This window comes from Tropicimonas omnivorans (assembly GCF_031846565.1).
Taxonomy (GTDB): Bacteria; Pseudomonadota; Alphaproteobacteria; order Rhodobacterales; family Rhodobacteraceae; genus Tropicimonas_B; species Tropicimonas_B omnivorans.
Genome location: NZ_JAVRHL010000002.1, coordinates 108,922 through 119,797 on the forward strand (window position 1 = coordinate 108,922; position 10,876 = coordinate 119,797).

Consider the following 10,876-nt stretch of genomic DNA (forward strand, 5'->3'; position numbering starts at 1 on the left):
AGGCGCGACCGATGTCCGACATCACCGCACCGGCGCCCGCGGCGCCCAATCCCGCGCCGCCCGCGAAGTCCTCCCTTCTGCGGATGCTCTGGGCGGACAAGTTCGCGACCGCCGCCGTCGTCTTCCTGGGCATCGTCGTTCTCTGCGCGATCTTCGGGCCACTCGTTCTCGGCGATGCGGCCGGCGCGCAGAACCTCCGCGCCCGCAATGCACCGCCCTTCTCGCTGGAGCGCGGCTGGCTCTACATCCTCGGCGGCGATGCCTTGGGGCGTCCGCTTCTGCCGCGGATCGTGGTGGCGGCGCAGAACACCATCGCGATCGCGGCCGGCGCCGTCGCCGCGTCCTTCGTCATCGGCGCGGCCCTGGGGCTGATCGCAGGGTACTCGCGGCGGATCTGGAGCGAGGTCATCATGCGGCTTGCGGACGTGATCATGTCCTTCCCGTCGCTGCTCCTCGCGGTCATCGTGCTCTATGTCCTCGCGCCGTCGGTGCTGAACCTCGTCCTCGTCCTCGCGATCACCCGGATCCCGATCTACCTGCGGACGACCCGCGCCGAGGTTCTGGAGGTCCGCGAGCGGATGTTCGTGCAGGCAGCGCAGGTTCTCGGGGCCTCGACCTTCCGCATCGTCTTCCGGCACATCCTGCCGGTGATCCTGCCGACGCTGCTGACCATCGCCACGCTCGACTTCGCGTTCGTCATGCTCGCGGAAAGCGCTCTCTCCTTCCTCGGCATCGGCATCCAGCCGCCCGAGATCACGTGGGGGCTGATGGTGAGCCAGGGGCGGCAATACCTCACCTCGGCGTGGTGGCTCGCCTTCTGGCCTGGCCTTGCGATCATCCTCACCACGATGTCCCTCAACCTGCTGTCGAGCTGGATGCGGATCGCCCTCGATCCGACGCAGCGCTGGCGTCTCGAGCTCGGAGGCCGCGTCAATGGCTGATCATCTTCTCGAGGTGCGCGGGCTGTCCGTGCGGTTCCACACCGCGCAAGGCGTCGTCAATGCCGTGAACGACGTGTCGTGGCACCTCGACCGGGGAGAGACCCTCGCGATCCTCGGCGAAAGCGGGTCGGGCAAGTCCGTCTCGTCCTCGGCGATCATGAACCTGATCGATTGCCCGCCGGGCGAAATCGCGAGCGGGGAGATCCTGTTCGAGGGCAGGGACCTCTTGCGCATGTCCCCCGAGGAGCGCCGACGTCTCAACGGCAAGCGCATCGCGATGATCTTCCAGGATCCGCTCAGCCACCTCAATCCGGTCTACACCGTCGGCTGGCAGATCGCGGAAACCCTGACCGCCCATGGCCGGCCGGGCGCCGAGGCGCTTGCGCGGGCCCGCGACCTCGTGTCCCGTGTCGGCATCCCGGACCCCGATGCGGCGATGAAGAAGTTCCCGCACCAGTTCTCGGGCGGCCAGCGTCAACGGTTGATGATCGCCATGGCGCTGGGGCTCAAGCCGGACATCCTGATCGCCGACGAGCCGACGACGGCGCTCGACGTCACGGTGCAGGCGGAGATCCTGACGCTCCTCGAGGAGCTGCAGGCGGAGACGGGAATGGGGCTCGTCCTCATCACCCACGACCTGGGCGTCGTTGCCGAGGCGGCGGACCGCGCGGTGGTGATGGAAGGCGGGCACATCGTCGAAAGCGGGACGCCGCACGATCTCTACCACAACGCCCGGCATCCCTATACCCGGAAGCTCATCGCGGCAGCGCCCGGCCGGGGGGACATGCGGCGACCCGAAGATGGCGCCGAGCCCATCCTCTCCTGCCGCGGACTGACCAAGGTCTACGGCGCCTTCACCGCGCTCGACGGCGTCAGCTTCGACCTGATGCGGGGGGAAACCCTGGCGGTGGTGGGGGAAAGCGGCTCAGGCAAGTCGACCGCCGCCAAGCTGATCCTGCGGCTGGAGGAGGCCACGGCCGGCGAGGCGCGCTGGCACGGGGAAGACCTCCTTGCGATGACGCCGAAGGAGATGGCGAAGGCACGGCGGCAGATCCAGATGGTCTTCCAGGATCCGACGCAGTCGCTCAATCCGCGCATGTCCGTCTTCCAGATCGTCTCCGAGCCCTGGGTGATCCATCCCGGCGTGGTCGAGAAGCGCCGGTGGCGGGAGCGGGTGGCGGAGCTTCTGGAGCAGGTGGGCCTCGAGGCCGAGCACGCGCAGCGCTACCCGCACCAGTTCTCCGGCGGCCAGCGCCAGCGCATCGCCATCGCGCGGGCCCTCGCGCTCGAGCCCGAGCTCATCATCTGCGACGAGGCGGTCTCCGCCCTCGACGTCTCCATCCAGGCGCAGGTCATCGCGCTTCTGGGCAAGCTGCGGGACGAGCTGGGCATCGCCTTCATGTTCATCGCCCACGACCTCCCCGTGGTGCGGGATTTCGCGGACCGCGTCCTGGTGATGAAGGGCGGGCAGATCATGGAGCAGGGCCCGGTGCGCCGGATCTTCGAGGATCCGCGGGAAGGCTACACCCAGCGCCTCCTCGCCGCCGGCCTCGATCCCGATCCCGAGGTGCAGCGCCAGCGCCGGGAGGCGCGCCTGAAGCTGTCCGCGTGAGGGTCCGCGCCGCCCGCTAGATGTTGAACGCGCCCCGGCAGAGGCTTAGGAGCTTTGCGATCGGACGCGGGCGGCCATCAAGCGCCCATTGTGAGCGGGACGGGGCGCGATGGACATTTCGGACGGGGCGGCGCGGATCGCCGCCCGGGACATCCTCTCCGGACCGGCACCGCGCGCGGCCTCCCTCATCGTGACGATCTACGGCGACGTCGCCGCGCCGCGGGGCGGAACGCTCTGGATGGGAACGCTGATCGATTGCTGCGCCCGGCACGGCATCTCCGAGAGCCTCGTGCGCACCGCCGTCTCACGTCTCGTCGGGGCCGGCCGGCTTCAGGGGGAGCGGATCGGTCGGCGGAGCTACTATCGCCTGACGCCTGACGCCGGAGCGGAGTTCTCCGAAGCGGCCGGCATCCTCTATGCGCCGCCCGCCGCCGCGAAAGGGTGGCTCGTGGCGCTCGGGCTGCGGAGCCGTCCACCCGGCTGGGCCTCCCTCGGCCCCTCGGCCGCGATCGCGCCGGACAGGGCGGACATGCCCCGGCCCGATGCGTCCGTCCTCGAGGCGCCCGATCTCGCCCCCGAAGCGCTCGCGGCACCGGCCGCGGACCTCTGGCCGCTGGGTGAGGTCGCGGAGCGCTTCACGGCGTTCCTGCAGGGCTTCGCGCCGCTGGAAGACGCCCTCAGGACGGAACCGGGAGCGCCCCCGGACGGGGCCGAAGCGCTGGCGCTTCGTCTGAGGCTCGTGGATGCGTATCGCGGCGCCGCCCTCGCCGATCCGCGCCTGCCGGCATCCGCCCTGCCGCCGGACTGGCCGGGGCATCGGGCACGCGCAGTCTTCGTCTCGACCTACCTCGCCCTCGCAGGGGCGGCGGATGCCGAGATCGGCCTCAACCTCGGCGACGACACCTGTCCGATGCTGGCGGAGACGGAAGCGTCGCGCTGGAGAATGGAACGACTCCGCGCCGAAGCATCACAAAAAATATGAGATAGCCGTTTACGTGTGATGCTTTGCGCCCTATCTTTCCCTCAAGGAACGGTCCGGCTACCCGGCCGGAAGGGGAGGATTGTATGGCTGAAGCGTTCGTTTGCGATGGTATCCGCACACCCGTGGGCCGCTACGGCGGTGCCCTGTCGAGCGTTCGGGCGGACGATCTCGCCGCGATTCCGATGGAGGCGATTCGCTCCCGGCACGAGGGTGCGGACTGGGCTTCGCTCGACGACGTGATCCTCGGCTGCGCCAATCAGGCTGGCGAGGACAATCGCAACGTCGCGCGCATGGCTGCGCTCTTGGCAGGGTTTCCGGTCGAGGTGCCCGGCACGACGATCAACCGGCTCTGCGGCTCCGGGATGGACGCGATCGGCATGGCCGCCCGCGCGATCCGCGCTGGCGATGCGGCCTGGATGATGGCCGGCGGCGTCGAGAGCATGAGCCGCGCGCCCTTCGTGGTGGCCAAGGCGACCTCCGGCTTCTCCCGCAATGCCGAGATGTACGACACGACGATCGGCTGGCGCTTCCCGAACCCCAAGTTGAAGAAGGCCTTCGAGACCCACTCGATGCCCGAGACGGCGGACAACGTCGCCGCGGATTACGGGATTTCCCGCGAGGATCAGGATGCCTTCGCCGCCGAGAGCCAGGCCCGCTGGGACGCGGCGCAGGCGGCCGGCGTCTTCGCTGAGGAAATCGTTCCGGTCAGCGTGCCGCAGCGCAAGGGTGACCCGGTCATTGTCGAGACCGACGAGCACCCGCGCCCGGGAACGACGGCGGAGAAGCTGTCGAAGCTCAAGGGCGTGAACGGCCCCGATCTCAGCGTCACGGCAGGCAATGCCTCCGGCGTGAACGACGGCGCTGCCGCGGCGATCGTCGCCTCGGAGGAGGCGGCGAAGGCTCAAGGGTTGACCCCGCGCGCTCGTGTCGTCGCCATGGCCGCGGCCGGCGTTCCGCCCCGGATCATGGGGATGGGCCCGGTCCCGGCCACGCGCAAGGTGCTGAAGCTTGCGGGCCTGTCCATCGAGCAGATGGACGTGATCGAGTTGAACGAGGCCTTTGCCGCGCAGTCCCTCGCGGTCCTGCGGGAGCTCGGCCTCCCCGACGACGCGGCGCACGTCAATGCCAATGGGGGCGCCATCGCGATGGGCCACCCGCTCGGCATGTCCGGCGCGCGGCTCGTCATCCATGCCACCCACCAGCTCCACCGCACCGGCGGGCGCTACGCCCTGTGCACGATGTGCGTCGGTGTGGGCCAAGGGATCGCAATGATCCTCGAGCGCGTTTGACCCCCTGATAGGAGGACCACGTCATGTATGCACAGATGGTTAAATCCGAAGGCGGAGACGCCGAGGCGACCGAACAGGACATCGCGTTCCAGGAACGGATCGACCGGGACGAGAAGGTCGAACCCAAGGAATGGATGCCGGACGGCTACCGCAAGACGCTGATCCGCCAGATCGGTCAGCACGCGCATTCCGAGATCGTCGGCCAGCTTCCCGAGGGCAACTGGATCACCCGCGCACCCACGCTGGAACGCAAGGCGATCCTTCTGGCCAAGGTGCAGGACGAGGCGGGCCACGGCCTTTACCTCTATTCCGCGGCCGAGACGCTCGGCGTGACGCGGGACGAGTTGATGGAGAAGCTTCATTCCGGCGAGATGAAGTATTCCTCGATCTTCAATTACCCGACGCTGACATGGGCGGACATGGGCGCTGTCGGCTGGCTCGTCGACGGCGCGGCGATCATGAACCAGGTGCCGCTGCAGCGAACGTCCTACGGCCCCTACAGCCGGGCGATGATCCGCATCTGCAAGGAAGAGAGCTTCCACCAGCGGCAGGGCTATCACATCATGATGAAGATGGCCGAGGGCACGCCGGAGCAGAAGGAGATGGCCCAGGACGCCCTGAACCGCTTCTGGTACCCCGCGCTGATGATGTTCGGCCCGTCGGACAAGGATTCCGTCCACTCCGAGAAGTCCATGCGGTGGAAGATCAAGATCAACACCAATGACGAGTTGCGTCAGCGCTTCGTCGACGAGACGGTGCCGCAGGCGGAGTATCTCGGCCTGACCGTTCCCGATCCTGATCTGAAGTGGAACGAGGAGAAGGAAGGCTACGATTTCAGCGAGCCCGACTGGTCCGAGTTCTTCGAGGTGATCAAGGGCAACGGTCCCTGCAACCGGGAGCGTCTCGGCACCCGGAAGGCTGCCTGGGAAGAGGGCGAATGGTTCCGCGACGGTCTCAACGCCTACGCCGAGAAGGCGAGCGCGCGCCGCGCCTCCGCCAAGGTCGCCGCCGAATGAGGCGGCTCCGCTCTGCGATGATCGGGGGCGCGTCCGCGTCGGCGCTCCTGATCGGCGCCGGTTCGACCGCGGCTCAGGAGCGCGCGAGCGTCGCCGGGACCGTGGACGCGATCGTCGCTGGCGAGACGTCGGCGGACGCCGCGGTGCAGGATGCGCTGGCCGCGTTCGAGGCGTGGTCCGAGCTGAACGCGGTCGCCGTTCTCGACGGGGAGCGCGCTCTCGAACGGGCGCAGGCCGTCGATGCCGGGGAGGTTAGCGGACCTCTCGCCGGGCTGCCGATCGTGGTGAAGGACAACACGCAGGTGGAGGGCCTGCCGGCGAGTGCCGGAACGCCCGCCTTGCGCAGCGTATTCTCCGAGGAGAGCGCGCCCATCGTGGAGCGGCTGACGCTTGCCGGGGCCATCGTCGTTGCGACCAGCAACATGCACGAACTCGCCTTCGGTATTTCGGGCTGGAATCCCGTCTACCAGACCGGGTCCGAACCCGGGGTGCGCAACCCTTATGACACGTCGCGCTTCGCGGGTGGCTCCTCCAGCGGAACGGGCGCCCTCGTGGGGGCGGGAGCCGTTCTCGCCGGGCTTGGGACGGATACGGGCGGATCCGTCCGCGTGCCGGCCGCGATCAACGGGGCCGCCGGGCTGCGTCCGACGATGGAGCGCTACCCCGCCGAAGGGATCGTGCCGATCTCCTCGACCCGCGACACGCCGGGCTTCATCGCCGCGACCGTTGCGGATATCGAGCTTCTCGACCGCGTCGTGACCGGGGACGATGAGGCCCGCGCCGCCGATCTGGATGGCCTTCGCCTCGGCATCGCGCCGGGCTTCACGGCGGATCTCGATGGCGACGTGCAGGCCGTCTGGGACGACACCATCGCCCGGCTCGAAGAGGCCGGGGTGGAGATGGTGGACGTCGATGCATCGAGCATCTTCGAGTTGAACGCGACGCTGAGCTTCCCCATCGCCTTTTACGAGGGCAGGCGCGACCTCGTCGCCTATCTCGAGGCCTATGCGCCCGAGCTGACCATCGAGGACGTGGTGTCCGACATCGCGAGCCCGGACGTGAAGGGCACCTACGAGATGATCGTCCTGCCCGGTCAGCTCCCCATGCCGGACGGCACGATGGCGGAGCTCGGACCGATCTACGAGACCGCCATCTCCGAAGGGCGCCCTGCGCTCATCGCGGAGTACGAGAGCCTCTTCGACGAGGGCGGGATCGACGCCCTGATCTTCCCCACCGTGCCGCAAGTCGCAGGGATGGCGGGGCCGGAGGCGAGCAGCCCCGAGATGTTCAACCGCATCATCCGCAACACCGATCCCGGCTCGAATGCCGGGCTGCCGGGCCTGTCCGTTCCGGCCGCCCTCGGTACGGAGACGGGCCTTCCGGTCGGGATCGAACTGGACGGGCCGGCCGGCAGCGACCGCCGGCTCATCGAAATCGGACTCGCGATCGAGGACGTCCTCGGGCCGCTGCCGCGCCCGGACGCCCCCTGACGCCGCAAAAGGAGGAGACACGACATGTCCAAGGAATGGCCGCTCTGGGAGATCTTCATCCGCGGGCAGCACGGGCTGAACCACCGTCACGTGGGCAGCCTCCATGCGCCCGATGCGGAAATGGCGATCTCGAATGCGCGTGACGTCTACACCCGCCGCAAGGAAGGCGTGTCGATCTGGGTGGTGAAATCCTCCGAGATCTCCGCCTCCTCCCCGTCCGAGAAGGGTCCGCTCTTCGATCCGGCGGAGGACAAGGTGTACCGCCACCCGACCTTCTATGACATTCCCGACGAAGTGGGGCACATGTAATGCCATCCCTTCCCGACATGAACGCGACGAACGTGGAGGAGCTCGCGCTGCGCGCCGCCGAGCAGCAGCACCATGATCCACACGTTCAGAATGTCGATCTGAAGCCCGCCTTCTTCGACTGGCTCTGCCGGATGGGGGACAATGCCCTCATCGCCGGCCACCGCCTGTCCGAATGGTGCGGAAAGGGGCCCGCGCTCGAGGAGGACATCGCGCTGGCCAACACGGCGCTCGATCTCATCGGTCATGCGCAGATGTGGCTCGGCCTCGCCGCGGAGGTGGAGGACGAGAGCCGCGATGCGGACAAGCTCGCCTATCTCAGGGACGCGATGCGGTTCCGGAACGTGCAGCTTCTCGAGCTGCCCCGCGGCGACATCGGCGAGACGTTGATGCGGCAATTCCTGTTCGACGCCTGGCACCACGCGATGCTTTCGCGGCTGACGGACTCGAGCTCTCCCCGCGTGGCGGAGATCGCGGCGAAGGCGCTGAAGGAAGTGCACTACCACCTTGAACGCTCCTCGGACTTGGTGATCCGTCTCGGCGACGGGAGCGAGGAAAGCCACCGCAGGATGGACGCGGCCCTCGCGCTCTACTGGCCCTATACGGGCGAGTTGTTCGAGAGCGACGGAGTGGACAAGGCCGTCATCGCCGAAGGGATCGCGCCGGATCCCGAGGATCTGCGCGCGACCTGGGACGAGACCGTGGGCGAGGTCCTGCGCGAGGCCACGCTGGAGGTGCCGGAGGCCAAGGGCCACGTCCATACGGGCGGGCGCAGCGGCCGGCATACCGAGCATCTGGGCTTCCTCCTGGCCGAGATGCAGTTCCTCCAGCGGGCGTATCCCGGAGCGAGCTGGTAATGCTCGACACGTTGCCCTCAGAGGCGGAGATCTGGGACTGGCTGTCGGAGGTCGAGGATCCCGAGATCCCCGTCATCTCCGTCGTCGATCTCGGCATCGTCCGTGAGGTCCGGTGGGAGGGGGAGACGCTCGTCGTCGCCGTCACGCCGACCTATTCGGGTTGTCCGGCCGTCGCCGTCATCAACTTCGCCATCGAGAGCCACCTGCGGGAAAAGGGTGTCGAGAGCATCCGCCTCGAACGGCGCCTGTCGCCGCCCTGGACCACGCAGTGGCTGTCGGACGAGGGCCGCGAGAAACTGCGCAACTACGGCATCGCCCCGCCCATCGAGGGCACGGGAACGCCCGATCAGCGCGCGCAGCGCGTGGCGCGGCTGGAGGGGCGGTCAAGCCTCGACGTCGCCTGTCCGCGCTGCGGATCGCTCCATACCGAGCGCGTGAGCCAGTTCGGCTCCACGCCCTGCAAGGCCGCGTGGCGATGCCGCGACTGCCTCGAGCCCTTTGACTATTTCAAGTGCATCTGAGCCCATGCCCCGCTTTCATTCGCTGACCGTCACCGACATCCGCCGCGAGACCCGCGACGCCGTCGTCCTCACCCTCGCGCCGCAGGAGGGGGCCCAAAGCGCCTTCGACTTCGTGCAGGGACAGTACCTCACCTTCCGCCGGGATTTCGACGGAGAGGAGCTGCGCCGCTCCTACTCCATCTGCTCCGGCCTCGATGACGGGCAGCTGCGCGTCGGGATCAAGCGGGTGGACGGCGGTGCCTTCTCCACCTGGGTCAACGAGGAGCTGAAGCCGGGCGACACGCTCGAGGCGATGCCCCCCATGGGCAAGTTCCACACCGAGCTCGACGCTTCGACGGATCGCCACTACCTCGCCTTCGCTGGCGGATCCGGGATCACGCCGGTCCTCTCCATCGTCAAGACGGTGCTGGCGCGGGAGCCTCGCGCGCGGGTGACGCTGGTCTATTCCAACAGCCAGATCAGCTCGATCATGTTCCGCGAGGAACTGGACGATCTGAAGAATGTCTATCTCGGGCGGTTCTCCGTGCTCCATGTCCTCGGCGGGGAGAGCCAGGATATCGATCTCTTCTCCGGCCGGATCGACTCGGAGAAGATGGAGGGGCTCTTCCGCCATTGGATCGACGCGGAGACGGTGGACCAGGCGTTCATCTGTGGCCCCGAGGGCATGATGCTGACCATCGCCGAGGCGCTGAAGGCACACGGGATTTCGGAAGACCGCATCAAGTACGAGCTGTTCGCCTCCTCTCAGCCCGGCCGCGCCAAAGAGCGCGCGGTCTCGAAGCAGGAGGCGAAGGCGGGGGAGAGCTGCGCCGTCACGGTCACCCTCGACGGCACGACGCGGAGTTTCGAGATGCCGAAGGACGGCACCGCGATCCTCGATGCCGCGCTCGAGAACGCGATGGACGCGCCTTATTCGTGCAAGGCTGGCGTCTGCTCCACCTGCCGGGCCAAGGTGCTCGAGGGCGAGGTGGAGATGATGCAGAACCAGGCGCTCGAGGATTACGAGGTCCGCGCGGGCTACGTTCTCTCCTGCCAGTGCATACCGCTCTCGGAAAAGGTGGTCCTCAGCTATGACGAATGAGTTCGAGCCCGCAGGCGAAACCGCGCCCCTCGGCGACTACCTCGCCCGCGGGGGAAAGCTGACCTCGCCGGACAACGTGCCGCCGCGCTACCGCGGCGAGCTTTTGCGCATGATGTCGTCCTTCGTGGACAGCGAGCTTGCCGGCTCCGCCGGTTTCGCTGGCGCGATCAACTGGGCGCCGGGCATCAAGGAGCGGATCGCGGCGTCCCGCATCGTTCTCGAGAAGGCCGACCACGCGGAGCGTGTGCTCGACGTGATGGAGGAGTTCGGGACCGACAAGTCGCGCTACAACAGCGTTCACGACTGGGCGGCGCGGACCGATCGAGAGACCCGGCTCGATCCGGAGCGTCAGGGCCTCGACATGCGCCTGTCCGTCTTCAACTACCCGCTGGAGAGCTGGACGGACGCCGTCGTGATGAACGTGCTCATGGGCCTCGCCACGATGCAGCATCTCTCGGAGATGGAACGGGCGTCCTACGCACCGTTCGCCGAGCAGATCCGCAACATCGCCCCGCGGGAGCGTCGGCACATGGAGCTCGGCCTCGAGGGGCTGGAGCGGATCGCCTCGGAGGATGCCGGCCGCGAGGCGGCCCGGGCCTCCGTCGCCTACTGGCATCCCCGCGTGGAGGAGACGTTCGGGCCCGATGCGTCGGATCGCTACGAGCGGCTGCGCCAGATGGGCCTGCGGCACCGCTCCGGCGGCGAGCTGCGCCGAGCGTGGCGGGACGAGGCGCAAAGCCGCCTGACCGCGCTCGGCCTCGATATTTAAGGGAGAGATCAG

11 protein-coding genes are annotated in these 10,876 nt (G+C 68.1%); all 11 read left to right on the plus strand.

The window, feature by feature from the left end; all coding sequences use genetic code 11:
- The first annotated feature begins 11 nt into the window (after positions 1 to 11).
- Entirely contained in the window at positions 12 to 941 is a 930-nt protein-coding gene (locus tag RM543_RS05790; RefSeq protein ID WP_311689962.1) for an ABC transporter permease, read from the plus strand.
- Positions 934 to 2,553, plus strand: coding sequence for a dipeptide ABC transporter ATP-binding protein (locus RM543_RS05795; protein ID WP_311689963.1), 1,620 nt, complete (start codon positions 934 to 936; stop codon positions 2,551 to 2,553). The genes RM543_RS05790 and RM543_RS05795 overlap by 8 nt, the downstream gene beginning before the upstream one ends.
- A gap of 109 nt (positions 2,554 to 2,662) precedes the next feature.
- Positions 2,663 to 3,535 carry a PaaX family transcriptional regulator gene (locus RM543_RS05800; RefSeq protein ID WP_311689964.1) on the plus strand — a complete coding sequence of 291 codons (873 nt, stop codon included), beginning with the start codon at positions 2,663 to 2,665 and terminating at the stop codon, positions 3,533 to 3,535.
- Positions 3,536 to 3,618: 83 nt separating this feature from the next.
- The gene (gene pcaF, locus RM543_RS05805; protein ID WP_311689965.1) at positions 3,619 to 4,824 is read left to right on the plus strand and encodes a 3-oxoadipyl-CoA thiolase; all 1,206 of its coding nucleotides are present in this window, start codon (positions 3,619 to 3,621) and stop codon (positions 4,822 to 4,824) included.
- A 23-nt stretch (positions 4,825 to 4,847) separates the two neighbouring features.
- Positions 4,848 to 5,840, plus strand: a complete 993-nt coding sequence (gene paaA, locus RM543_RS05810) for a 1,2-phenylacetyl-CoA epoxidase subunit PaaA (protein ID WP_311689966.1) — start codon at positions 4,848 to 4,850, stop codon at positions 5,838 to 5,840.
- Complete coding sequence (gene iaaH, locus RM543_RS05815; RefSeq protein WP_311689967.1) at positions 5,837 to 7,330, plus strand: indoleacetamide hydrolase; 1,494 nt, start codon at positions 5,837 to 5,839, stop codon at positions 7,328 to 7,330. Before paaA ends, iaaH begins: the two co-directional genes overlap by 4 nt.
- Before the next feature lie 24 nt (positions 7,331 to 7,354).
- A complete protein-coding gene (gene paaB, locus RM543_RS05820; RefSeq protein ID WP_116086833.1) occupies positions 7,355 to 7,639 on the plus strand; it encodes a 1,2-phenylacetyl-CoA epoxidase subunit PaaB in 285 nt (94 codons plus the stop codon).
- Positions 7,639 to 8,493, plus strand: coding sequence for a 1,2-phenylacetyl-CoA epoxidase subunit PaaC (gene paaC / locus RM543_RS05825; protein WP_311689968.1), 855 nt, complete (start codon positions 7,639 to 7,641; stop codon positions 8,491 to 8,493). The genes paaB and paaC overlap by 1 nt, the downstream gene beginning before the upstream one ends.
- Positions 8,493 to 9,014: a 1,2-phenylacetyl-CoA epoxidase subunit PaaD gene (paaD, locus tag RM543_RS05830; RefSeq protein WP_311689969.1), complete on the plus strand. Its 522-nt coding sequence runs from the start codon at positions 8,493 to 8,495 to the stop codon at positions 9,012 to 9,014. Before paaC ends, paaD begins: the two co-directional genes overlap by 1 nt.
- 4 nt (positions 9,015 to 9,018) lie before the next feature.
- Positions 9,019 to 10,095 carry a 1,2-phenylacetyl-CoA epoxidase subunit PaaE gene (paaE, locus tag RM543_RS05835; protein WP_311689970.1) on the plus strand — a complete coding sequence of 359 codons (1,077 nt, stop codon included), beginning with the start codon at positions 9,019 to 9,021 and terminating at the stop codon, positions 10,093 to 10,095.
- Positions 10,085 to 10,864, plus strand: coding sequence for a Phenylacetic acid catabolic protein (locus tag RM543_RS05840; protein WP_311689971.1), 780 nt, complete (start codon positions 10,085 to 10,087; stop codon positions 10,862 to 10,864). Before paaE ends, RM543_RS05840 begins: the two co-directional genes overlap by 11 nt.
- Positions 10,865 to 10,876 lie beyond the last annotated feature (12 nt).

What these genes read in the sequence shown, in the direction of transcription:
- RM543_RS05790 (WP_311689962.1), top strand. Translation starts at nt 12, where the DNA reads ATGTCCGACATCACCGCACCGGCGCCCGCGGCGCCCAATCCCGCGCCG.
- RM543_RS05795 (WP_311689963.1), top strand. Translation starts at nt 934, where the DNA reads ATGGCTGATCATCTTCTCGAGGTGCGCGGGCTGTCCGTGCGGTTCCAC.
- RM543_RS05800 (WP_311689964.1), top strand. Translation starts at nt 2,663, where the DNA reads ATGGACATTTCGGACGGGGCGGCGCGGATCGCCGCCCGGGACATCCTC.
- pcaF (WP_311689965.1), top strand. Translation starts at nt 3,619, where the DNA reads ATGGCTGAAGCGTTCGTTTGCGATGGTATCCGCACACCCGTGGGCCGC.
- paaA (WP_311689966.1), top strand. Translation starts at nt 4,848, where the DNA reads ATGTATGCACAGATGGTTAAATCCGAAGGCGGAGACGCCGAGGCGACC.
- iaaH (WP_311689967.1), top strand. Translation starts at nt 5,837, where the DNA reads ATGAGGCGGCTCCGCTCTGCGATGATCGGGGGCGCGTCCGCGTCGGCG.
- paaB (WP_116086833.1), top strand. Translation starts at nt 7,355, where the DNA reads ATGTCCAAGGAATGGCCGCTCTGGGAGATCTTCATCCGCGGGCAGCAC.
- paaC (WP_311689968.1), top strand. Translation starts at nt 7,639, where the DNA reads ATGCCATCCCTTCCCGACATGAACGCGACGAACGTGGAGGAGCTCGCG.
- paaD (WP_311689969.1), top strand. Translation starts at nt 8,493, where the DNA reads ATGCTCGACACGTTGCCCTCAGAGGCGGAGATCTGGGACTGGCTGTCG.
- paaE (WP_311689970.1), top strand. Translation starts at nt 9,019, where the DNA reads ATGCCCCGCTTTCATTCGCTGACCGTCACCGACATCCGCCGCGAGACC.
- RM543_RS05840 (WP_311689971.1), top strand. Translation starts at nt 10,085, where the DNA reads ATGACGAATGAGTTCGAGCCCGCAGGCGAAACCGCGCCCCTCGGCGAC.